This window comes from Actinomadura sp. BRA 177 (genome assembly GCF_013372625.1).
Classification (GTDB): Bacteria; Actinomycetota; Actinomycetes; order Streptosporangiales; family Streptosporangiaceae; genus Spirillospora.
Genome location: NZ_JABXFD010000655.1, coordinates 30,876 through 53,035, shown reverse-complemented (window position 1 = coordinate 53,035; position 22,160 = coordinate 30,876). Strand labels below are relative to the sequence as shown.

Genomic DNA, 22,160 nt, shown 5'->3' with positions numbered 1-22,160 from the left:
TCGCAGGCCCACAGGGCCGCGCGCCGCGACAGCCCGAGCCCGTCGAACGCGCCCGCCGTGGCGAGCGCCTCCAGCGCCCCGCCCGACAGCGGCACGCGCCGGGCGAGGTCCTCCATGCTCGCGTAGGGACGTCCCGCCGCGATCGCCTCCGCCGTCGCGTCGCCCAGGTTCCTGATGCCGGACAGGCCGAGCCGGATCGCCGGCTGCGGCTCGCCCGGCGCATGCGGATGGTCGGACACGACCTCAACGGGCTCTTCCAGCGTCGGATGGACGTCGCTGGCGTTGATGTCCACGCCCCTGACCACGACACCATGATGCTTCGCATCGGCCAGGAGGCTTTGCGGGCTGTAGAATCCCATCGGCTGGTTGCGCACCAGAGCGGCGGTGAACGCAGCGGGGTAATGCCGCTTCAGGTAGGCGCTCGCATAGACGAGGTGGGCGAAGCTTTGCGCGTGCGACTCGGGGAACCCGAACCCGGTGAAGCCGAGGATCTTCTCGTAGACGCTCTCCGCGATGTCGGACGGGATGCCGCGCTCGGTCATCCCGTCCAGCAGCCGGCGCCGCAGCCGCTCCACGCGCTCGGGTGCGCGCTTGGCGCCCATCGCCTGCCTGAGCTGGTCCGACTCCGCCGGCGTGAACCCGGCGCAGTCGACGGCGAGCTGCATCATCTGCTCCTGGAACAGCGGCACGCCGAGCGTCCGGCCGAGCGCGGGCTCCATCAGCGGATGCGGGCACACCGCCGGCTCCAGCCCCTTGCGCCGCCGCAGGTACGGGTGGACGGACCCGCCCTGGATCGGCCCCGGCCGGATCAGCGCCACCTCCACCACCAGGTCGTAGAACTTCTCCGGCCGCAGCCGCGGCAGCGTCGCCATCTGCGCCCGCGACTCCACCTGGAACACCCCGACCGTGTCGGCGTCGCACAGCATCTCGTAGACCAGCGAGTCCTCCGGCGGGACGGACTGCAGGTCATAGCGGCGACCGTGATGCTCGTCCACCAGGTCGAAGCAGTCGTGCAGCGCGGCGAGCATGCCGAGGCCGAGCAGGTCGAACTTCACCAGGCCGGCCGCCGCGCAGTCGTCCTTGTCCCACTGCAGGACGCTGCGGCCCGGCATCGTCGCCCACTCGATCGGGCAGATCTCCCCGACCGGGCGGTCCGCGATCACCATGCCGCCGGAGTGGATGCCGAGGTGCCGGGGCAGCTTGAGCATCCGGTCGGCCAGGTCGAGCACCGGCGCCGGGATGTCGGCCTCCGACCCGACCGGGTCGCGCGGGTCGATGCCCTTCGACCAGGCGTCCTGCTGGCCGGGGGAGAACCCGAGCGCGCGTGCCGCGTCCCGGACGGCCATGCGCGGCCGGTAGCTGATGACGTTCGCGACCTGCGCCGTGCACTCCCGCCCGTACTTCTCGTAGACGTACTGGATGGCCTCCTCGCGGCGCCTGTGCTCGATGTCGAGGTCGATGTCGGGCGGGCCGTCCCGCCCGGGGGACAGGAACCGCTCGAACAGCAGCCCGTGCCGGACGGCGTCCACGCCCGTGATGCCGAGCGCGTAGCAGACCGCCGAGTTCGCCGCCGACCCGCGCCCCTGGCACAGGATGCCCTGGCTTCGGCAGAACTCCACGATGTCGTGGACGATCAGGAAGTAGCCGGGGAATCCCAGCTGCTCGATGACGTCCAGCTCCTTGGCGATCTGCGCGTACGCACCCGCCACCCGCTCGCTTTCGGGCGGCCCGTACCGCTTGAGCGCGCCCTCCTTCACCAGCCGCCGCAACCAACTCGCCTCGGTGTGCCCGTCCGGGACGGGCCAGTCGGGCAGCCGGGGCGCGACCACATCGAACCCGAACAGGCAGTCCCGCGCGAGCGCGACGGTCCGCTCCCGGACGCCGGGGAACCGCGCCAGCCGCTTCTCCATCTCCACACCGGACCGGATGTGCGCCGTCCCGCTCGCCGGCAGCCAGCCGACCATGTCGTCCAAGCTGCGCCGGGCCCGAACAGCCGCCAGCGCCTGCGCCAGCCGCGCATCGGCCCCGGGCGCCGCAAAATGCACATTGTTGGACGCCACAACGTCGACCCCGACACGCTTGGCCAACCCGAAGAGGGCGTCGTTGCGAAGATCATCGTCCGGCTGATCATGGTCAACCAGTTCAACGAACACGTTCTCGCGGCCGAACATGGAGATCAGGCCGCGCAACTCCTTCTCCGCCGCTTCAGGGCCACCCGCCTCCAGCGCCGCCGGGACGGGACCCTTCCGGCACCCGGTCAGCACCGCCCAGTGGCCGTCGTGCGCGCCGGCGAGGGCGTCCAGATCATAGACGGGACGGCCCTTGCGCCCACCCGCGAGCTGCGCCGACGTGATCGCCGAACACAGCCGCGCATACCCCTGCGCGCCCCGCGCCAGGACGAGCAGATGCCGCCCCGCCGGATCGGGCTCGCCGGTCTGCGGTCCGGGCAGGCCGAGGCTCAACTCCGCGCCGAACACCGTCCCGATCCCAACATCGTGCGCGGCCTGCGCGAACTGCACCGCCCCGTACATCCCGTCATGGTCGGTGACCGCCATAGCCTCCACCCCAAGCCGCGCCGCCTCCGCGACGAGCGAAGCGGGGTCACTGGCCCCGTCCAGAAAGCTGAACGACGAGTGAACATGCAGTTCCGCCCACGGCACCTCACCCTCGGCACGTCGCGGCAGTTCGGGGACTGGCGGAGGCTCTTCCGGCGCCCGCTCAGCCGGCCGCCACGACAACCGCTCCTCAAACTCCCGCCACGAGATCGCCGGGTTGTACCAGTTAGTCATACGCCGCGCCCCCAGCCCTGCGCCGTGGCCCAGTGATACGCCGTGCCCCAGCCATGCGCCGTGGCCTACTCATATGCCTTATAAGTCGTGGCCTTGTCATACGCCGCGCCTAGTCATAGACGGCCTCGATGTGCCATTGGCCGCGTTCGACGGCGAGGAGGTAGGCGGCGCTGTCCTCTGTGGTGATTTGGAAGCGTGCTCTGCGCCGCGCATTGTTCGGGTCCCACCAGCGTTCGTCGGCGGGCCATGGGCCCGTCCAGGCGGTTACGGCGGTGGGGTGGCCGTGGAGTATGAGGGTGGAGGGCGGGGCTGATACTTCGCAGCGCGCCGACACCACCACCGGCTCGCCGGACGCGTCGAGCAGTTCGGTGGCGGACGGTGACCGGGGGACGATTGCGGGCGCGGGGCCTGTTATGTGTCCCGGCCATGGGCCCTCGGGGAGGTTGGACGGGGGCAGGTCTCCGATGGGCACGCGGACGACCCGTTCGTCCGGAGCGCGACCGCCCACGAGGAGTGGGCGGGTGATTCCGCGATGGCCTAGCAGGGCCTGGATGCGGTCGGCGGCTCGGGTGATCCGGTCGGTGACGGCGGTGCGGCCCCAGAGCGACTCCTGGCGTCCCTCGTCCGGGACGATCTGGTCGGGGGCCAGCTCGACCCACGTGACGCCGCCCCAGATGTCCTCGGCCTTGGCGCCCTGCCAGGCCGACAGCTGCCAGCGCACCCGTTCGGCGACCGCCAGGGCCGACAGGCCCACGTGCCGCCAGAGCCGGCGCAGCACGTGGCCGTCCGCGAACCCGACCGCGACCTCCAGCCGGACGCAGGCCAGCCCGCCCGCCGCGAGCCCCTCGTGCAGCTCGCCCGCGAGCCGTTTCGCCGCGAACACCACCCGCTCGGCCTGCTCGGCGGGCGGGTCGAAGTCGCCGCGCACCGACAGGTCCGCCGCGCCCCGGACGGGGGCGAGCGGGCGCGGCTCCTCGCCGCGCGCCAGCCGGTGCGCGAGCGCGCCGTCCGGGCCGAACCGCCCGGCGACGTGCCCGGACGGCAGCGCCGCGAAGTCGCCGAGCGTCCTGATTCCTAGGCGCCGCAGCAGGTCGGCCAGTTCCGGCCGGTCCAGGACTGAGAGGGGGTACGGCGCTAGGAACGCCGCCGCGCCGCCGTCCGGGACTACTACGCCGCCGTCTCCGGCACGGGCCGCCAGTTCGGCGGCGAACAGGCCGTCCGCGATGCCCGAGCCGCAGTCGTGCCCGGCCTCCACGACCGTGTCCTGCACCAGGACGCGGAGCGCCTCCTCGCCGCCGTAGAAGCGGGCGGGCCCCCGTGCCGGGATCGCGCACAGCCCCGGCCGGACGACCTCGACGCGCGGTGTCAGCTCCGCGACCGCCTCTACGACCTCCTCGAACAGCCGTCCTTCCGCGTCCGGCTCCCGTTCCCGGACGACCAGGTCGGGGCAGCGGCGCTGCGCGTCCCGGAGCCGCTGCCCGCGCCGCACGCCCTGCGCCCGCGCTGCCGCCGAGCACGCCGCGACCCGCCCCTGCACCACCACGGCCCCGGCCGTCGCCGCGTCGACCCCGACGGCGGTGACCGGCCAGTCCGGGCACCACACCACCAGCACGCGCGTCATGCGGACGCCGGACTGATTGGGACCGCCGCGCCGGTGCCCACCGGTTGCGATGCGTGGTGGCGGGTCGTTGTCCTGGGCGAATGCGGTGTCAGTGGCCGGGGCGTGTGAACGGGCGCGCCGGCTGAAACGGTGTCGGGGACGAGTTCGAGCGGCGGTCGCGCGGTTTCGTCCGGTTTGACCGTGCCGTCGGGGGCGGGCAGCCAGAGGTGGGCGGTGCGGCCGGCGCCGGGGGCGTCGCGGCCCTCGGCGGTGATCTGGACGCGGCGGCCGGTCAGGCGGCCGTGGCCGTCGCTGAGGCCGTGCCAGGCCGCCTCGTCCAGGCGGAGGCGCAGCCGGGTGCCGGGCCAGGCGCGGGCGAACGGGCCGGTCAGCGTCAGAATGCAGCCGTGCTTGCGGGCCAGCGCCGACAGCCGCCGGACGGCGGCGGCGCCCGGACGTTCCGGCGGGCACAGCAGGATCAGGTCGACGGCCTCCGCGAGGGCGGCGACCACGTCCGGCCAGCGGTCACCCGGATCGTCGACGAGGAGCAGCCGTTCGGGGGCGGCGCCCATCCCGGCGGCGGCGGCCACGCCGAAGTCCGGGACGCCGACGACGCCGCACCAGCCGCCGGTGCCGTCCGCGCCGCCGTGCCGGGAGACGCCCGCGACGAGCGCGAGGCCGAGGGACGCGGCGCCGAGCCCGCCGAGGCCGACGACCGAACCGGGCCGCAGGCCACCGCCGGGCAGGACGGGACGCAGTGCGGGCAGCACGGGTACCGTGTCGCGCGGTGCCGTCTCCAGCACCGCCGACAGGTCCCGCAGCGCGGCCTCCGGCACCGGCGTCCCTCCTTTCGTGTCCCCTGCACAATTTCGAACACAAGTTCGACCTCTGTCAAGTTATCGCAGGTCACGGAGCGGAGTCGCGGCGGGTGGAAAGCCCGGTGGCGTGGGGGTTCGCGGTATTTTGGGGGATGTGACGAGTGAGGTGCGAACCCTGGAGTGGACGGGCGACGGGCTGCGGCTGCTGGACCAGACCGTCCTGCCGGGCCGCGTCGAGTACGTCGTGGCGCGCGACGTCGGCACGCTCGTGGACGCCATCCGGCGGCTCGTCGTGCGGGGTGCCCCGGCGCTGGGCGTCGCGGGCGCGTTCGGCGTCGCCATCGCCGTCCTGCAGGCCGCCCGCGAGGGATGGGACGACGCGGCGCGCGACGCGGCGATCGCGCGGGTCCGGGAGGCGCGGCCGACGGCGGTGAACCTCGCGGCCGGCGTCGACCGCGTCCTGCCGTACGTGGGCAAGGGCGCCGACGCGGTGGCGGCCGAGGCGCAGGCCCTGCTGGACGAGGACGTGCGCGGCAACCGGGCGATCGGTGCCTTCGGTGCCGACTGGATCCTGAACCGCACGGGCGACCGGCCCCTGCGCATCCTCACGCACTGCAACGCCGGTGCGCTCGCCACCGCCGGATGGGGGACGGCGCTCGGCGTCGTCCGCGAACTCCACGAGCGGGGCCGCGTCGAGACCGTCTACGCCGACGAGACCCGCCCGCTGCTCCAGGGCGCGCGGCTCACCGCCTGGGAACTCGACCAGGCCGGGATCCCGTGCGTCGTCCAGGCGGACGGGGCCGCGCCGAGCACGATCCTGCGCGGCCTCGCCGACGTCGCCGTCATCGGCGCCGACCGCATCGCCGCCAACGGCGACACCGCCAACAAGATCGGCTCGGTCGGCGTGGCGCTGGCCTGCCACGCCGCCGGAATCCCCTTCGTCGTCGCCGCGCCGTGGAGCACCGTCGACCTGGCGATCGCGGGCGGGGACGAGATCCCGATCGAGGAACGTCCCGCCGACGAGGTGCTGACCTGGGGCGGCACCAGGACCGCCCCAGATCGCGTGGCCGCGTTCAACCCCGCGTTCGACGTCACGCCCGCCCGCCTCGTGACCGCGCTGGTCACCGAGACGGGCGTGCTGGAGGTGTCGGCGGGTGCGACCCCCGGTCGCCTCAGGGGGTGAGCGTGCGGGTCGCGGCGCGGAGGCTCTCGTAGAGCCGAGCCTCGTATGCCTTGGCGGTTCGGACGTCGTGGTCGATGAACAGGGCGTCGTTGAGTGCAGGCAACCGCTGCGTGGCGTAACCCGTGTCGATGCCGGGCGCGTAAATCTGGTGTCGATACCAGGGGCGGCCCGGAAGCCCGGCTTGCGTCAGCAGGTCCCGTTCGGTCTGCATGATTTTGTCGTTCAGGCGGCGGAATGCGGCCGTGTCGCCCCTGCGAAGCGCCTCGTCCGCGCGCGCTTGCAGCGCCTCAGCGGCGCGCTGCCACGCCTTCGCCTGCTCGATATCGCGCGAGACGTCCACCACGACGGACCCCAGCCGTTTGCGCTGCTCGGCGGTGAAGTCGTCCAGGTACTGGGCCGTCTCCGCCGCGTATGGGCGGTAGCCCAGCGCGACGACGTCGGCGTTCGCCAGCCGCAGCGTCGCGATGCCGACCAGCCGCGACATCGCCGCGTGGTACTCCCAGCTCGGATCGCCGAAGTGCGACATCCAGTAGAAGTCGTCGCACGCGCAGTGGTAGTTCCCGGAGTTCCCCGGCGAGGACGACCCCAGATCCATCGCGGGCACCCCGTACCGCTGGAAGAACGCCTGGAAATCGGAGCCGCCGCCGATGCGGGAGATCGGCGTCTTGCCGTCGTTCTGCGCCTTCCACGCCTCGTACAGCGTCCCGTCCGTGCCGGGCCAGTGCACTTCCTTGGACGCGTCGATGACGGACTGGTCCAGCGCCGGTGTCGCCGTGGCGCCGAAGTTCGAGCCTCCGGCACCGTCCATGTTCACGTACGCGACCGCGTTGCGGAGCTGGTGCGCACGCTGCTCGGCGTACTCGGTCGAGCCGAACAGCCCGTACTCTTCGCCGTCCCAGGTGGCCAGGACGATGGTGCGCTTGGGCCGCCACCCCTTCTTGACGAGTTTCCCTAGCGCGCGTCCTATTTGCAGCACGTTCTCCGTGCCGGACAGGTTGTCGCTGCTCCCGTACGCCCACGCGTCATGGTGCGCGCCGAGGATGACCTCCTGCTCGGGATGCTCGCTGCCGGGGATGCGCACGGTGACGTCCCACAGCGGACGCACCTGGAACTTGTTCTTCAGATCGAGGTGCACTTTCGTGCCCCCGGGCCCGATCCGGTAGGTGAACGGCAGGCCGCCCTGCCAGTCCTTCGGAGCCTCTGCGCCCTTCAGCGCGCGCAGCAGCGGCTCGGCCGCGCCGTAGGAGATCGGCATCGTCGGGATGAGGCCCTTGAGCATGGGGGCCTGCGATGGCGGGATGCGGTGCGCGCCCTTCACCGCCGGCCAGCCGGGCGTCTGCGGGTCGCCGGCCGCGAGCTGGATCTGCGCGATGCTGCCGCGCTGGATGCCGTCCGGCGCGCGCCACGGCCCGTCCGGATACACCGGGCCGCGCCCGTACCCGTCGTCGGCGGGGTCGGAGTAGATCAGCACGCCCTTCGCGCCGCGCTTGGCGGCCTCGCGCGGCTTGATCCCCCGGAACACCGCCCCGTACCGGACGAGGACGATCTTGTCCTTGACCGAGACGCCGTTCTTGGCGAGCAGTGCGAAGTCCTCCGGCCGCCCGTAGTTGGCGTAGACGACCTCGCCTCGGACGTTCCCGGACGGCGAGAAACCGTTGTGCCCCGGAATGACGTCGTCGTAGTGCTTCTGCCAGGGCCGCTTCTTCTCCTTGACCGGCAGCGTGCGGTGCCGGGGCGCGGTCATCTCGACCTTCACGCGCTGCGGCATGGACAGGTACGCGTAGTACGTCCGGATCTGGGGCTTCAGTCCGTACGACCGGAAATGCCGGACGATGCGCTGGACGCGATGCCAGTCGCCGGTCGTCGTGGTCAGCCCCGGCTCGGCCGACAGTTCGGCGTCCAGGGCGCGGGCCGTCTTCGCGGACGGGACGGCGCTGAACAGCCTCTCGTGCTGCCGCTGCCATGTCGCGTGCGCGTCGGTGAAGCCCGCGATCGGGTGGTCGTTCTCGGCGGGGGACGAGGCCGCGGCGGGGGCGGCGGCCATGGTGAGTGCGAGGGCGGGGGCGCTCAGCGCCGCCAGTGCCTGGGTTTGGGAGCGGAACACCAGCGTTACCTCCCAGTACGCTCGGGACGAGTGCGCCCGGAACGTACGTCTCGATCGACCGAAGATCTAGCTCGCCTGCCGGATCCGGCCATCGCGTCACCCGGATCGTCCATCATGGTGATCGTGCCGACCTCCCCGAACCCCAGCGCCGCGCCGCGTCCGGTGGAGCTTGACGCGGTCTTGGAACGGATCACCTACGCCAACGAGGACACCGGCTACACGGTCGCGCGCGTGGCGACCGCCAAGAGCGGGCCCGACCTGCTCACGGTCGTCGGCGCGCTGCTCGGCGCGCAGGTGGGGGAGAGCCTGCGGCTGACCGGCCGGTGGCGCTCGCACCCGAAGTACGGCAAGCAGTTCGAGGTCGACTCGTACACGACGGTGCTGCCGGCGACGATCCAGGGCATCCGCCGCTACCTCGGCTCCGGGATGATCAAGGGGATCGGGCCGGTGATGGCCGACCGGATGGTCGGGCACTTCGGCACCGACATCCTCCGCATCATCGAGGAGGAGCCGAAGCGGCTCGTCGAGGTGCAGGGCCTCGGCCCGAAGCGCACCAAGCGGATCGCGGACGCGTGGGAGGAGCAGAAGGCCATCAAGGAGGTGATGGTATTCCTGCAGGGCGTCGGCGTCTCCACCTCCCTCGCCGTCCGCATCTACAAGCAGTACGGCGACAAGTCGATCGACACCGTCCGCAAGCAGCCCTACCAGCTCGCATCGGATGTGTGGGGCATCGGCTTCAAGACGGCCGACACGATCGCGCAGGCCGTCGGCATCCCGCACGACAGCCCCGAGCGGATCAAGGCGGGCCTCCAGTACACGCTGTCGGAGGGCGCCGACGACGGGCACTGCTTCCTGCCCGAGCCGAACCTCGTCACGGCGGCGGAGAAGATCCTCGGCGTGCCGAAGGAACTGATCGTCCCGGCGCTGGACGAGCTGGCCCGCGACGAGGGCGTCGTCCGGGAGCCGATCCCGGGGGAGGGGGACGACGCCGCGACGATCCCCGCCGTCTACCTGGTCCCCTTCCACCGGGCTGAACGCTCCCTCGCCCGCGGCCTCCTCGAACTCCTCGACGCCCCCACCGACCGGCTCAAGGCGTTCGCCGACGTCGACTGGGACAAGGCCCTCCCGTGGCTGAAGAAGCGCACCGGCCAGGCGCTCGCCGACGAGCAAGAGGAGGCCGTCAAGCTCGCGCTGACCTCGAAGGTCGCGGTGCTGACCGGCGGGCCGGGCTGCGGCAAGAGCTTCACCGTCCGGTCGGTGGTGGAGCTGGCCGCCGCGAAGAAGGCCAAGATCGTCCTGGTGGCGCCGACCGGGCGCGCCGCCAAGCGCCTCGCCGAACTGACCGGGCACGAGGCCGCGACCGTCCACCGCCTGCTCCAGCTCCAGCCCGGCGGCGACCCCAAATACGACCAGGACAACCCCCTCGACGCCGACCTGGTCGTCGTCGACGAGTCCTCCATGGTCGATCTGATCCTCGCGAACAAGCTGGTGAAGGCCATCCCGCGCGGCGCGCACCTGCTGCTCGTCGGGGACGTCGACCAGCTGCCGTCCGTCGGCGCGGGCGAGGTCCTCGCCGATCTGCTCGGCGCCGAGGTGATCCCGCGCGTCCGGCTCACCAAGATCTTCCGGCAGGCGCAGGAGTCCGGCATCGTCGTCAACGCGCACCGCGTCAACGCCGGCGACCACCCGCACACGCGCGGCTACAACGACTTCTTCCTGTTCCCGTGCGAGGAGCAGGACGAGGCCGCCGAGCTGACCGTGGACGTCGTCGCCAACCGCATCCCGCGCAAGTTCGGCCTCGACCCGCGCCGCGATGTCCAGGTCCTGGCACCCATGCACCGCGGCACGGCCGGGGCCGGCTCCCTGAACAACCTCCTGCAAGAGGCGCTGACCCCTCACGACGATGCCCGTCCCGAACGCCGCTACGGCGGACGCGTCTTCCGCGTCGGCGACAAGGTCACCCAACTCCGCAACAACTACGACAAGGGCGAGGCGGGCGTCTTCAACGGCACGGTCGGCGTCGTCACGAAGGTCAACCTGGAAGAGCAGTCGCTGACCGTCGTGACCGACGAGGACGAGAACATCGACTACGCCTTCGACGAGCTGGACGAACTCGCCCACGCCTACGCGATCACGATCCACCGGTCGCAGGGCAGCGAGTACCCGGCCGTCGTCGTCCCGCTGACCACCGGCGCGTGGATGATGCTGCGCCGCAACCTCCTCTACACGGGCATCACCCGCGCGAAGAAGCTGGTCGTCCTCGTCGGCTCGCGCCGCGCCCTCGCCGCCGCCGTCCGCACCGCCGGCGCGGGCCGCCGCCACACGGCCCTGGCCCACCGCCTGTCTCAGCGGTAGCGGGCCAGCTCCCACGGGTCGTGGGCGCAGAACACCTCGACCTCGCCGCCGCGCGCCAGCCCTCGTAGCCGCGCCACGTTGGTGAGCCGCAGCTCCCGGTCCACCTCGCCGCCCGCCTGGACGAGCTCCATCAGCGGATGCGTGACCGGCTCGGGGCGGTCGACCTCCCCGTGGTACATGTACGCGTCCCCGGCGTGCAGCAGCCAGCGGTCACCGTCCCGGACGGCCACGCCTGCATGCCCCGGTGTGTGCCCGCCGAGCGGGACGAGCAGGATCTCCTCGTCCACGCCGTCCAGAGCCCGGACACCACCGAACCCGTGCCAGGTCTCGCCCTCGCCGTCCTCGTAGACGACCCACTTCGGGCCGTGGGCGAGCTGCGCCGGGGTCTTGCCGCCGTCCATGCGCTCCGCCTCGAACACGTGCACCGCCGCGTCCGGGAAGTCGCTCAGCCCGCCCGCGTGGTCGCGGTGCAGATGCGTCGGGACGACGTGCCGGACGTCGCCGGTCGAGTACCCGAGCGCTTCGACCTGCCGGACGGCCGTCGCGGCGGGGTCGAGGGTCGGCCCGGCCATCTCCAGCCAGTCGTCGAGCAGCCGCTCGGACGGGCGCTCGATGTCGCCGAGCCCGATCCCCGCGTCCACGAGGACGAGCCCCGAAGAATCGGTCTCGATCAGCAGCACATGACCAACCGCCCGAAGCGGCCTCCCCGGCCCGTCGGCGGGTTCGATCTCCCGCATGGGGGCGCAGTCGAGATGGTGGACGCGCATGCGAACTCCTCACAGATGGTCGGCGAGCTGCCGGGTGACCTGGTGGATGACGGACACGTCCTGCTGGACGCGGGCGAGCATGATCGCGCCCTGCAGGGACGACAGCACCAGCGCGGCCAGCGGTCCCACGCGCTCCTCGGGCACGCCCCATCCGCGCAGGGCGGCCCGGAGACCCGCGAGCCAGTCCCCGTACGCGCCGTCGCAGGCGGCCCGGATCGGCTCGCTCTCGGCGGCCGTCTCCAGGGCCACGGTCGCGACGGGGCAGCCCTTGCTGAAATCCGACTCCCGCAAGCTCTGCGCGAAGTAGTCGCCCAGTGCCGCGAGCCCGGACCGTCCGTCCGGCGCGGCGAGGACGGCCTCGGCCAGCGCCTCGCCGACCGTCCGGCCGGACAGCGCCACCGACTCCGCCGCGAGTTGCTCCTTCCCGTCCGGGAAGTGGAAGTACAGCGAGCCCTTCGGCGCCCCGCTCTCGCCGAGGACCTGGTTCAGCCCGGTCCCGTGGTAGCCCTGCCGCTGGAACAGCTCCCCGGCCGTCCGCAGGATCCGCTCTCTCGTCTCTCCGCGCGGTGCCATGGCGGACACACTAGACCGACCGGTCTACAAACTCCAAGAAAATCGAGAGCCCGAACACGTTCTGCATGCTTAAGGCTGCAGAGTGTTGCTAGGCTTTGGTCATGGCTAGGTTCCGGCTATACCCCAGTGTGGAGCAGGAAGAGCGGATGCTCCTGCACTGTGCGCATGCCAGGTACGTATGGAACCTCGCTGTTGAGCAGCATTCCTATTGGCACAAGGGACGCAGATCGGCCCCCGGGTTCGCCGAGCAGTGCCGCCAGCTCACCCAGGCCCGACGTGAGAACGAATGGCTACGTGAAGGGAGCGTCACTGTTCAGCAGCAAGCGCTGAAGGATTTTGCGAGGGCCAAGCAAGCTCGATTCACCTCCGGGTTTGGTGAACCGACCTGGCGTAAGAAGTTCGTGCATGAGGGCTTTCGGGTGATTGGCACCGGACGTGTTCCGGCGTTCGGGTCTGATGGCAAGCCGCTGTTGAATGCCAAGGGCAAGCAGGTAATGTCTCGCGAAGTTGGAGTGCGCAAGCTAAACCGGCGGTGGGCGCAAGTCCAGGTGCCCGGCTGCGGCTGGGTGCGTTTTAGGCTCACTCGCCGAGAGTTGCCCGTAGCGAAGACGTTTCGAGTGACCCTCCGCCACGGACAGTGGCATGTGGCATTCGCCGTCATCCCCGAGCCGATCGAGCCGCCGCACAGAGGAAAGATCATTGGCGTCGACCGAGGGATGAAGATCACCGCTGCTCTGTCAGATGGCAGATCCCTGAACTGTCCGCAACTTTCGGCCAAAGAGCGTGCGCAGCTTCGCAGACATCAGCGTCGAGCGGTCATGGCGAAAAGGGGCAGCCAGCGGAAGGCGGCCGAGTATGCAAGGGCTGCTCAGCTGAAGGTGCGGGAGGTGAACCGGCGTAAGGACTGGTGCGAGAAGACATCGACGATGCTCGCCCAGACCTTTGATGTGATCTGCTTCGAAAAGCTGCACATCACGACCATGACGACTTCCGCGAGAGGGACCATCGACCAGCCTGGCCGGAACGTGCGCCAGAAGGCCGGGCTGAACAGGGTGATCCTTGCTCAAGGCTGGGGCCTGCTGCGGCGACGCACCGAGAACAAGGCACCGGGGCGAGTGGTGGATGTTCCAGCCCCCTACACGTCATTGCGGTGCAGTGCCTGCGGGTGGATCGAGAAGAACTCGCGCAAGAGCCAAGCCGAGTTCGTCTGCGTGACCTGCGGGTTCAACTGCAACGCCGACGTCAACGCAGCAATCAATATCGCAGCAACACGTGTCGCGGCAGGACAGGTCGCAAGACCCGCTCCCTCACGGGGGCGTGCCGGAGGGGTGACACCGCTCCCGCGGTCGAGCGCCCGTGAACCTCAACCTGATCGGGTTGGAATCCCGCGCTCCCGAGCACGGGAGGATGTCAAAGCTGGACGCATCCGCACGGGTCTCAGGCAGCCTTAGGCTGCGGCGGGGCGGTGCTCTTGCGGACTACCAGGCTGGTGGACAGCTCCAGCCGCGTCGCGACCGGCTCCCCGTTCCGGATGCCGAGGATGATCTGCGTCGCGGACTCCGCCATCTGCCGCAGCGGCTGGTGGACGGTCGTCAGCGCCGGGCTGGCCCACGGCGCCACCGCCACGTCGTCATACCCGACGACCGACAGATCGTCCGGCACGCGCAGCCCGTGGACCCGCGCCGCCTCCAGCACGCCGAGCGCCTGCAGATCGCTCCCGGCGAAGATCGCGGTCGGCCGGTCGGGCCGCCCCAGCAGCTCCATCGCCCGCTCGAACCCGCCGTCCACGTGGAAGTCGCCGTAGGACACATAGGACGGCTCGACGTCCAGCCCGGCCATGCTCATCGCGGAGCGGAACCCGTCCAGGCGAGCGACGGAGCACAGCATGTCCGCCGGCCCGGTGATGATCGCGATGCGCTGGTGCCCCTGGTCGATGAGATGCCGGGTCGCCGCGAGCCCGCCGGACCAGTTGGCGGAGCCGACCGACGGGACGTCCGGCTCCGGGTCGCCGGCCGGGTCGATGATGACGAACGGGATCGACCGGGACCGCAGCCGCTTCTTGTACTCCGGCGGCAGGCTGGAGAAGGTCAGCACGACGCCGAGCGGGCGGCGGCGCAGCACCCCGCTGATCCACTCGGGGCCGGGGGAGTGCCGGGTGCCGCTCTCGGTCAGCACCACGCTCGCGCCGTTGGCCTTGGCGACGCTCTCCACGCCGCGGATCAGCTCCATCGTCCAGAGGCTCTCGATCTCGTGCAGGACGATCTCGATGAGCGGCGCGTCCGGGCCCGACCGGGACCCGCGCCGGTACCCGTGGTGCTCCAGCAAGCGCTCCACCCGGAGCCGCGTCTTCCGGGCGACGTCCTCCCGCCCGTTGAGGACTTTCGAAACCGTCGAAATGGAGACTCCGGCCTGATCCGCCACTTGAGCCAGGGTCACCCGGCCTGATTCGTCCTCCTGCTGCATGCTCGAAGCATAAGGATCTCGGCGGTGACTCCGAAAGTTGGTATCCGCGCGGAGACGGAGATCACTTATCCGCCCGCATACCGCTCGATGGCGCTGAGAAGGAGCTCCTCCGCAAGATCGTAGACCCGGTCGACGTCCTCGGCGTCCCCGGTGAAGCGCCCGCCGGCCTCGGACGCGGCGAGCCCCATCCCGATCGTGTCCAGCAGCCGCTGCAGCGGCGTCACGATCTCCTCCGGCACCCCCGCACTGCGCAATATCGCCTGCATGGTGTTCCGCGCCCGCCGCGCCTCCTCCGTGACGGTCGGCCGCATGAACAGCAGCAAGAACACCTGCGGATGCCGCCGCGCGACGCTCCGTATGCCGGTGCCGATCATGCGGAGGCGATCTTGCCAGGGCAGTTCGGGGTCGTCCTCCGGCAGTTCCCGGATGAGGCGCTCGACCAGGCCGACTGTGCCTATTGCAGCGCCCTTGGCGTCGGGCCCTGGGGGCCCTCCTTCGGCGGGCGCTGCGGCGATCGCTAGCATCGCTCCGGCTCGCCTAGCGGCTCACTGCGCGATCAGGTTCTCGCAAGCTCGAACCTGGCTTCGCACGCGATCGCACGCATTGAGGTCGCCGCGTGGTTGCGGCGACGGCTGAGCTAGTCGCGTAGGTGCGATGGGCCCGTTCGCGTTGCTCGCGCCTAAAGAGCGGCATCCATGGTCCTTCGCGGTCGCCTCGGCCGCCGGGTACCTGCTCGTCCTCGACCTCGTCGGGGTGAACATCGCGCTGCCCGACATGCGCGACCGCCTGGACGCCGGCCTCGCCGAGGTGCAGTGGTCGGTCGACGCCTACGCGCTGGCGCTCGCCGGGCTGCTGCTGACGGCAGGGGCGCTGGCCGACCGGCTGGGGCGCCGCCGCATGCTGCTCGGCGGGCTCGCCGCGTTCACGGGTGCGTCGCTCGCCTGCGCGCTCGCGCCATCGGCTGCCGTTCTGGACGCGTTCCGCGCCGTGCAGGGATGCGGCGCGGCCGTCCTGTACGGGACGTCGTCGCCGCTGCTGGCGGCGGCGCACCCGGCGGGACGGGCCCGCAACCGGGCGCTCGGCGTGTACGCCGCCGCGTCGGGCGCCGCGATCGCGACGGGCCCGCTGGTCGGCGGCGGACTGACCGAGCTGTTCGGTTGGCGGGCGATCTTCTTCCTTAACGTGCCGGTCGGCGTGGTCGCGTTCGCGGTCGCCGTGGTGAAGGTGCCCGAGTCGCGGGACCCGCGTCCCCGCCCGCTCGACCCGGCTGCGGCCGTCCTGCTGACGGCGGGGCTGGGCGGGCTGCTGTGGGCGCTGATCGAGATTCCCCGGCTGGGCTGGGCGGCGCCCGGCGTGCTGTTCCCGGCCGTCGCGGGCGCGGCAGCCCTTGTCGTGCTCATCCGGCGCCGCGTCCCCGAGCCAATGATCGACCTGTCGCTACTGCGGGACCGCCTGTACGCGGCGAACGCCACGGCCGCGCTGCTTTCCCATGCGGCGGGCGCCGGGTCGCTGGCCTATTTTTCGCTTTATGTGCAGGGGCCGATGGGCACGGCGCCCGCCGTGGCCGGGCTGTGGTTTCTCACCTACAGCGCTCCGGCGCTGGCGGCGCCGCTGGTTCTCGGACGGGTCGCGTATCGCTTGCCGTCCGCCGCGCTCGTGGCCGCCGGGCCGCTGCTGACCGTGATCTCCACGCTGCTGCTGGCCGCCACCTACCGGACGGGGTCGTGGCCTGCGATGGTGCCGGGCTTCGCAGTCGGCGGCCTCGGTGCGATCGGCAATCTCGTGTCCAGCCAGGTCGCACTGGAGGCGGCCCCGCCCGAGCGTGCGGGTGTCGCCGCCGGGGTCACGAACACGGCCAAGCAGCTCGGGATCGCCGTGGGCGTCGCGGTCCTCGGCGTCCCGTATGGCTTGGACGGGCTGGGTGCGATGCTCGTCACCGCTGCGGCCTTGGCGCTTCTCGGTGCCCTCCCAGCCCTTTATTTCTTGATCGTCAGGTGGTCGAGGCGGAGGCCGGTGAAGGCGCCGGCGGTGACGCCGCGCACGCGTTCCGACCAGACCAGGTGATCGTGGGCGGACCACAGCGGCATCGCGGGCATGTCGCGCAGCATCGCGCTCTCGGCGAGGCGCGCGGGGATCACGCCGTCGTCGGGGGTGGCTGCGCGTTCGGCGTCGGCGATGAGGCCGGTGGTGTAGTCGTCGTCGAACTCGGTCCCGGCGTCCAGTAGCGGGGGCAGTGCGGCAACGGGTGCGGGGTAGGCGGCCGTGGTGTGGACGACGAATGGGCCGTCCACGTCATGGGAGTCCAGGGCCTTGCGCAGGTCGGTGACGGGACGGGGGCGCGCGTCGTGCCGGTTCGGCGGCACCTGCGTGGCGACGTCCAGGTCACCGGCCGAAGCGGCGTTGTACTGCTCCTTCGCGTCCGGTATCGCCTTGACGGCCACGGAACGGCCCTCGCCCGACCGGCGCTGCAGGACGATCTCCCGCGCACTCCGCGACGTCACCCGGAACAGTCCGTTCCCGACCGGCTTCCGTCCATAGGATGCCCAGTCCCGCGACTTCAGGACGCTTTCGGGCAGCGGGAAGAAGGCCGGGTCGCCCAGCAGGGCCGGAAAACCGCTCAGCGGACGGTCGAGTGTCACCTCGAAGGTCAGGTCGTCCTCGACCTTGAGCCCGGACACCTCCTCGGCACCCCGCCGCGCGCCCTTCACGTGCGCGACCTCGGTGAACAGCCGCGTCCCCGCCCAGCCCTCGCGCAGCACCGCCGTCCAGGCGCCGGTGAACGAGCGGGGCGTGACAGGCGAGCCGTCCTGGAACGTCGCGCCGGGACGCAGCCGGATCGTCCACACCCGCCGGTCCGGGCTGGTGACCGACGCGGCGGCGGCGTTCGTCGGCGCGCCGGTCTTCGCGTCGTAGGAGACGAGCCCCGTCCACACCGCGTTCGCGATCATGCGTCCGGCCGGGTCGCGGACATCGCCCGGCAGCAGCGTCGCCGGCGCCGGGGCGCCCACCGAGATCCGCGGATCGGCCGGCTCGCTCCACGCGCGCAGGGCCGCGACCGGTGCCAGCAGCACCACCACCGCCCCGGTGACCAGGGCGGCGGTGCGGGTGGAGCTCTTCATGCCTCTCCCGGGAGCAAGGGGGCGGCCGACGCCGGTGAGCGTAGATCACCACGACAGGTCTCACCAGCCCTGACGGTGCTGAGTCCATTTCGTGACCAACCGGACTGTTGATCAAGCTCGTGGCCGCGGTCACACTGGCGCTTGCGAAGATCTTCTTCCGTGGAGGCGCGATGCTCCCTCGCACATCCATCCCCGCCGGGCGCCTGGTCCAGGGCGGCGTGGCGGTCGCGGCGTCGGTGGCGCTGCTGGCCGGCTCCGCCTGGGCGTGCCCGCCCGAACCCGAGAACGCGCAGGCCGAGGCGGCCGCCGGGACGGAGGGCACCGGCGGCCACGCCGGGCACTACCACCGGGCGGACGCGGCGGCGGCCGAGAAGTCCGAGGCGGTCAAGGGCGTGCGGCGCGTCGGCGGCGTGTCCGACGCCAAGGGCGCCATCTCGCTGATGTTCATGGACTACGGCCACGGCCGGCACCAGCGGACGATCATGTACGCGACCGGCGAGTTCGGGCTGAAGGCCTACGACATCACCGCCGACCCCAAGGTCCCCAAGCTGGTCGGGCAGCTGAACATGCCCGGCATGTGGGAGACCGAGGACACCGACTTCGACCCCAAGCGCAAGATCATCTACCTGTCCCGGGACCCGCGCGCGTTCGGCGGCAACACCCGCACGGGCGAGTCGGGCATCTACGTCGTGGACGCGTCCAAGCCGGAGAGCCTCCGCCAGATCACCTACGTGAAGGTCCCCGCCGGGCACACCACGACGTGCGTGAACGACTGCAGGTACCTGTGGACGGGCGGCCCCGCCAAGGCCGACTGGATGCCCGAGGACTGGGGCGGACGACCGGTCTGGGTCACCGACGTCCGAAACCCGGCCAAGCCCAAGGTCCACAAGGACCCGATCGACACCGGCCGCAACGACGGCAAGACCGACTACACCCACGACATCCAGGTCGACTCCAACGGGGTCGCGTGGGCGTCCGGGCGCGGCGGCGTCCGCGGCTACTACACGACCGGCCGCCACTACGACCCGGTGGAGAAGAAGTGGCGCCGGGCCACCGCGGTCGACCCCGTCCCGTACGCGGGCGGCGGCCTGGACGAGGCCACCACCAACTCCACCTTCATGCACAACAGCTACCGTGCGGTCGGACGGACGCGGAACCAGGCCGCCGACCCCCGCAGGTGGGGCAACGGGCAGCTCCTCTACGTCACCGAGGAGACCTTCAACGACGGCTGCGCCAACGACGGCCTGCTCGTCATCGCGTCCCTGAAGGGCTCCCACCGGGGCGAGGGCTGGCGGTCCACGCCGGAGGACCCGTTCCGCCTGCACACCGTCGGAACGTGGGGCGTCGCGGGCAAGGAGGGCAGCGATCCCAACAGCACCGACTGCTCCGCCCACTACTTCGACGTCCGCGACGGTGTGATCGTCCAGTCGTTCTACTCCCAGGGCACCCGCTTCCTGGACGTCCGTGATCCCACGAACCCCAGGCAGGTCGCCTACTACCGGCCGGCGGACGCCGCGTCCTGGCAGCCCTACTGGCACGGCAAGTACGTCTACGTCGCCGACAACACCCGCGGCATCGACGTCCTGGAGCCGACCTTCCGCTGACCCCCACCCACGCAGAGGCCCGTCCCACACCCCCCAGGGACGGGCCTCTGCCCTCTGTCATGACCGATCTCCGGGTTTGCGGGGGTGGCGTTCGGCGGCGCGGGTGGCGGAGCCGGCGGCGCGGCGGAGCTGGTGCCCGGCCTGCTGGACGGCCTGGACCGGCCGCTCGGGCAGGTGCCGGGTCGCGCCGCGGTGCCGCCGCCAGTGCTCGCGGGCGCGGGCCCGGTGCTCGACGCGCAGGTTCTCGATCAGGCGGTCGATGTCCATGGACACCTCGCCGTACAGCGGCCACAGGTCCCCGGCGGCGGCCCGCCCGTGCAGCTCGCGGCGGAGCCGGGCGCGGCGCTCGCGGGCCACGTCCACCCGCACCTCCAGGTCGTTCTCGGCGAGGAAGGGGCGGGCGTCGCGGGTCAGGTCGGAGCGGGCGAGCCGGCCGTAGGCGGCGATGCTCGCGGCGATCCCGGCGAGGGCGTCGCCGAGCCCGTTGCGCAGCGCCGGGTCGGTCAGCAGCCGGCCCCGCTCGCCGAACCCCTCGTCGTCGGCGAGCGAGCGGGTCAGGCCGCGCAGCGACAGCATGAAGTGCTCCATGGTCTCCATGGCGTTGCGCAGCGCGACGCCGGCGTCGACGAGCCGCCGCGCCCGCGGGTTGAGCTTGACGCTCTCCTCGGCGGCGCCGAGGTCGCGGTCGGTGCGGCCGAGCTCGCGGGCGAGCTGCTCGGCCGCGTCCTGCCAGCGGGCCGCCTCGCCGCCGGTGCGGTCGCCGCGCAGCCCCTCCGCGATCTCCTCGATCAGCGCCCGCAGCTTCTCGGCGATGTCCTCCACGGCCTCCTCCGCCGGCCGCACCCGCACCGACGGGACCAGCAGCGTCGCCGCCAGCCCGGTGGCCGCGCCGATCAGCGTCTCCAGCACCCGCTCGGCCGCGCCCGCCCCGCTCGCCGTGCCCAGCGCGAAGATCAGCATCGCCGAGATCGGCACCTCCAGCACGTGCTCGCCGAGCCGCAGGACGTGCCCGATGACGAGCGCCGCGCAGATGGTGATGCCGAGCGTCCACCAGGAGAACCCGATGGTGGACGCGGCCATCACCGCGACCAGCACCCCCGAGGTGACCGCCATGACCCGCAGGATGCTCGCCCGGATCGTCCCGACGACGGAGAACTGCACCACCAGCAGCGCGGTCAGCGGGGACAGCAGCGGCGCCGGCGTGCCCGGCGGCAGCACCGTGTCCGCCAGCACGAACGACAGCACGGCGGTGAGCGTCAGCCAGGCGATGCGGTAGACCGCGGACTGCACCTCCATCGCCACGTTGAGCGGCGAGCGTCCGGCGCGGTCGCCCCGGTCGGACCGGGGGCGGAAGAACGGGCGTGGCATGCCGTGAGTCCTTCCCGCGTCCCGGCAATATTGCGGTAAAGCCGGTGAATGCGGGGCAGGTCACGTCCGCCGGCGGGCGCGGAACGCGGCGACGTTCGTCCGGTTCGCGCACGCCTCCGAGCCGAACCGGCCCCGCCCCCCCCGGGACCTCTCGGCGTACCCGCCGCGGCCGGCGCTCGCCCCGGCCGCGGAGAACGGGCGGCCGGCCGAGCAGCGGCCGTCGGCCCCCGAGCCCGAGCCGGCGTTGAAGGGGCTGCTGGAGGAGCCTCCCGCGGACCTGCTCGACACCGTCCTGTCGGGCCGCAAGGTGCTGATCGTCGACGACGACGTCCGGAACGTGTTCGCGCTCACCAGTGTCCTTGAGGGCTACGGTATGGAGGTCCTCTACGCCGAGGACGGGCAGGCCGGAATCGACGTCCTGCACCGCAACCCGGACGTGGCCGTCGTGCTGATGGACGTCATGATGCCGGGCCTGGACGGGTACGCGACCACGGCCGCCATCAGGGAGATGCCGCAGTTCGCCGACTTGCCGATCATCGTCATCACGGCCAAGGTGATGAAGGGCGACCGGGAGAAAAGCCTCGCGTCCGGCGCGTCGGACTATGTGCCGAAGCCCGTGGACGTGGACCATCTCCTTGACGTCATGCGGAACTGGCTGCAACCCTCCATCGTCCGCTGAGGAGAGGAGACGACCGGCAAGTAGGGTCGCCGTGGAGGCTTTCGGCCGGCGATGGCGGGGACCGGAATCGGAGAGGCGCGCGTGGACGACAAGGCGAAGATCCTGCTCGTGGACGACCGCGAGGAGAACCTGATCGCGCTGGAGGCCATCCTCAGCTCGCTCGATCAGGACCTCGTCCGGGCGCGGTCCGGTGAGGACGCGCTGAAGGCGCTGCTGACCGACGAGTACGCGGTCATCCTGCTGGACGTCGTCATGCCCGGGATGGACGGTTTCGAGACGGCCCGCGACATCAAGCGCCGCAAGAAGACCCGCGACCTGCCGATCATCTTCCTCACGGCGGTGAACAGCGACCCCGACTACGCGTTCCGCGGCTACGCGGCGGGCGCGGTCGACTTCATCTCCAAGCCGTTCGACCCGTGGGTGCTGCGCGCGAAGGTGTCGGTGTTCGTGGAGCTGCACAACAAGAACAAGCAGCTCCGCGACCAGACGGTCCTGCTGCGCGAGCAGGCCGCCCTGCTCCGCGAGCAGCAGACGCTGCTGAACGAGCGGCCCGGCGCCGACGCGTTCGAGGAGGCCCGCGCCGGGCTGACGTCGGTGGAGGAGCAGGCGGAGGCGGTCGGCAAGCACCTCCCGCCCGCGCAGCGCGACGAGTACGAGGAACTGACCCGCCGCCTCACCGACCTCCGCCAAACCCTGAACGGCGAGCAATCCCCGTAACAACGGCCCCAGCCCGCCGTC

The 22,160-nt window shown here is 71.6% G+C and carries 17 protein-coding genes and 1 pseudogene; 7 read left to right on the top strand and 11 right to left on the bottom strand.

Annotated features, from left to right (window positions below; genetic code table 11):
- From HUX53_RS36690 to HUX53_RS42825, 3 genes are all read right to left on the bottom strand, one after another.
- The coding region (locus tag HUX53_RS36690; protein WP_176407873.1) for an error-prone DNA polymerase at window positions 1–2,789 on the bottom strand (2,789 nt) is incomplete at its 3' end.
- A gap of 109 nt (window positions 2,790–2,898) precedes the next feature.
- Complete coding sequence (locus HUX53_RS36685; RefSeq protein ID WP_176407872.1) at window positions 2,899–4,410, bottom strand: DNA polymerase Y family protein; 1,512 nt, start codon at window positions 4,408–4,410, stop codon at window positions 2,899–2,901.
- Entirely contained in the window at window positions 4,407–5,225 is an 819-nt protein-coding gene (locus tag HUX53_RS42825) for a hypothetical protein (protein WP_176407871.1), read from the bottom strand. The genes HUX53_RS36685 and HUX53_RS42825 overlap by 4 nt, the downstream gene beginning before the upstream one ends.
- 136 nt (window positions 5,226–5,361) lie before the next feature.
- Here HUX53_RS42825 and mtnA point away from each other — a divergent pair, with 136 nt between their 5' ends.
- A complete protein-coding gene (gene mtnA / locus HUX53_RS42820) occupies window positions 5,362–6,390 on the top strand; it encodes an S-methyl-5-thioribose-1-phosphate isomerase (protein ID WP_176407870.1) in 1,029 nt (342 codons plus the stop codon).
- Here mtnA and HUX53_RS36670 read toward each other — a convergent pair.
- On the bottom strand, window positions 6,380–8,494 hold the full coding sequence (locus HUX53_RS36670; protein ID WP_217920333.1) for a M28 family peptidase: 2,115 nt from the start codon (window positions 8,492–8,494) through the stop codon (window positions 6,380–6,382). The two genes, mtnA and HUX53_RS36670, sit on opposite strands and share 11 nt — an antisense overlap.
- A 123-nt stretch (window positions 8,495–8,617) precedes the next feature.
- On the opposite strand from HUX53_RS36670, the gene HUX53_RS36665 reads away from it, so the two are divergent.
- Entirely contained in the window at window positions 8,618–10,849 is a 2,232-nt protein-coding gene (locus HUX53_RS36665; RefSeq protein ID WP_309237610.1) for an ATP-dependent RecD-like DNA helicase, read from the top strand.
- Here HUX53_RS36665 and HUX53_RS36660 read toward each other — a convergent pair.
- Together HUX53_RS36660 and HUX53_RS36655 are read right to left on the bottom strand one after the other, a co-directional pair.
- Entirely contained in the window at window positions 10,840–11,616 is a 777-nt protein-coding gene (locus tag HUX53_RS36660; protein WP_176407868.1) for an MBL fold metallo-hydrolase, read from the bottom strand. The genes HUX53_RS36665 and HUX53_RS36660 overlap by 10 nt on opposite strands.
- Before the next feature lie 9 nt (window positions 11,617–11,625).
- Window positions 11,626–12,189, bottom strand: coding sequence for a TetR/AcrR family transcriptional regulator (locus tag HUX53_RS36655; protein ID WP_176407867.1), 564 nt, complete (start codon window positions 12,187–12,189; stop codon window positions 11,626–11,628).
- A gap of 101 nt (window positions 12,190–12,290) precedes the next feature.
- On the opposite strand from HUX53_RS36655, the gene HUX53_RS36650 reads away from it, so the two are divergent.
- The gene (locus HUX53_RS36650; RefSeq protein ID WP_255205980.1) at window positions 12,291–13,640 is read left to right on the top strand and encodes a transposase; all 1,350 of its coding nucleotides are present in this window, start codon (window positions 12,291–12,293) and stop codon (window positions 13,638–13,640) included.
- Here the strand turns inward: HUX53_RS36650 and HUX53_RS36645 are convergent.
- Window positions 13,627–14,652 carry a LacI family DNA-binding transcriptional regulator gene (locus tag HUX53_RS36645; RefSeq protein WP_176407866.1) on the bottom strand — a complete coding sequence of 342 codons (1,026 nt, stop codon included), beginning with the start codon at window positions 14,650–14,652 and terminating at the stop codon, window positions 13,627–13,629. The two genes, HUX53_RS36650 and HUX53_RS36645, sit on opposite strands and share 14 nt — an antisense overlap.
- A 65-nt stretch (window positions 14,653–14,717) precedes the next feature.
- Window positions 14,718–15,176 carry a TetR-like C-terminal domain-containing protein gene (locus HUX53_RS36640; protein ID WP_176407865.1) on the bottom strand — a complete coding sequence of 153 codons (459 nt, stop codon included), beginning with the start codon at window positions 15,174–15,176 and terminating at the stop codon, window positions 14,718–14,720.
- 130 nt (window positions 15,177–15,306) lie between these two features.
- Here HUX53_RS36640 and HUX53_RS36635 point away from each other — a divergent pair, with 130 nt between their 5' ends.
- On the top strand, window positions 15,307–16,716 hold the full coding sequence (locus HUX53_RS36635; protein WP_176407864.1) for an MFS transporter: 1,410 nt from the start codon (window positions 15,307–15,309) through the stop codon (window positions 16,714–16,716).
- Here HUX53_RS36635 and HUX53_RS36630 read toward each other — a convergent pair.
- On the bottom strand, window positions 16,629–17,771 hold the full coding sequence (locus HUX53_RS36630; protein ID WP_176407863.1) for an ABC transporter substrate-binding protein: 1,143 nt from the start codon (window positions 17,769–17,771) through the stop codon (window positions 16,629–16,631). The two genes, HUX53_RS36635 and HUX53_RS36630, sit on opposite strands and share 88 nt — an antisense overlap.
- 170 nt (window positions 17,772–17,941) lie before the next feature.
- On the opposite strand from HUX53_RS36630, the gene HUX53_RS36625 reads away from it, so the two are divergent.
- A complete protein-coding gene (locus HUX53_RS36625) occupies window positions 17,942–19,375 on the top strand; it encodes an LVIVD repeat-containing protein (RefSeq protein WP_176407862.1) in 1,434 nt (477 codons plus the stop codon).
- A 57-nt stretch (window positions 19,376–19,432) separates the two neighbouring features.
- Here the strand turns inward: HUX53_RS36625 and HUX53_RS36620 are convergent, their stop codons facing one another.
- The gene (locus HUX53_RS36620; protein ID WP_176407861.1) at window positions 19,433–20,743 is read right to left on the bottom strand and encodes an aromatic acid exporter family protein; all 1,311 of its coding nucleotides are present in this window, start codon (window positions 20,741–20,743) and stop codon (window positions 19,433–19,435) included.
- 60 nt (window positions 20,744–20,803) lie between these two features.
- Window positions 20,804–21,031: a CGNR zinc finger domain-containing protein gene (locus HUX53_RS36615; protein ID WP_309237609.1), complete on the bottom strand. Its 228-nt coding sequence runs from the start codon at window positions 21,029–21,031 to the stop codon at window positions 20,804–20,806.
- Window position 21,032: 1 nt separating this feature from the next.
- On the opposite strand from HUX53_RS36615, the pseudogene HUX53_RS36610 reads away from it, so the two are divergent.
- A pseudogene (locus tag HUX53_RS36610) lies at window positions 21,033–21,422 on the top strand (response regulator); the annotation flags it as partial.
- An 81-nt stretch (window positions 21,423–21,503) separates the two neighbouring features.
- The gene (locus HUX53_RS36605; protein WP_176407860.1) at window positions 21,504–22,139 is read left to right on the top strand and encodes a two-component system response regulator; all 636 of its coding nucleotides are present in this window, start codon (window positions 21,504–21,506) and stop codon (window positions 22,137–22,139) included.
- Window positions 22,140–22,160 lie beyond the last annotated feature (21 nt).

Coding starts and splice junctions, on each gene's coding strand:
- HUX53_RS36685 (WP_176407872.1), bottom strand. CDS start 4,410: ATGACGCGCGTGCTGGTGGTGTGGTGCCCGGACTGGCCGGTCACCGCC.
- HUX53_RS36660 (WP_176407868.1), bottom strand. CDS start 11,616: ATGCGCGTCCACCATCTCGACTGCGCCCCCATGCGGGAGATCGAACCC.
- HUX53_RS36655 (WP_176407867.1), bottom strand. CDS start 12,189: ATGGCACCGCGCGGAGAGACGAGAGAGCGGATCCTGCGGACGGCCGGG.
- HUX53_RS36650 (WP_255205980.1), top strand. CDS start 12,291: ATGGCTAGGTTCCGGCTATACCCCAGTGTGGAGCAGGAAGAGCGGATG.
- HUX53_RS36645 (WP_176407866.1), bottom strand. CDS start 14,652: ATGCAGCAGGAGGACGAATCAGGCCGGGTGACCCTGGCTCAAGTGGCG.
- HUX53_RS36640 (WP_176407865.1), bottom strand. CDS start 15,176: ATGCTAGCGATCGCCGCAGCGCCCGCCGAAGGAGGGCCCCCAGGGCCC.
- HUX53_RS36635 (WP_176407864.1), top strand. CDS start 15,307: ATGGGCCCGTTCGCGTTGCTCGCGCCTAAAGAGCGGCATCCATGGTCC.
- HUX53_RS36630 (WP_176407863.1), bottom strand. CDS start 17,771: ATGAAGAGCTCCACCCGCACCGCCGCCCTGGTCACCGGGGCGGTGGTG.
- HUX53_RS36625 (WP_176407862.1), top strand. CDS start 17,942: ATGCTCCCTCGCACATCCATCCCCGCCGGGCGCCTGGTCCAGGGCGGC.
- HUX53_RS36620 (WP_176407861.1), bottom strand. CDS start 20,743: ATGCCACGCCCGTTCTTCCGCCCCCGGTCCGACCGGGGCGACCGCGCC.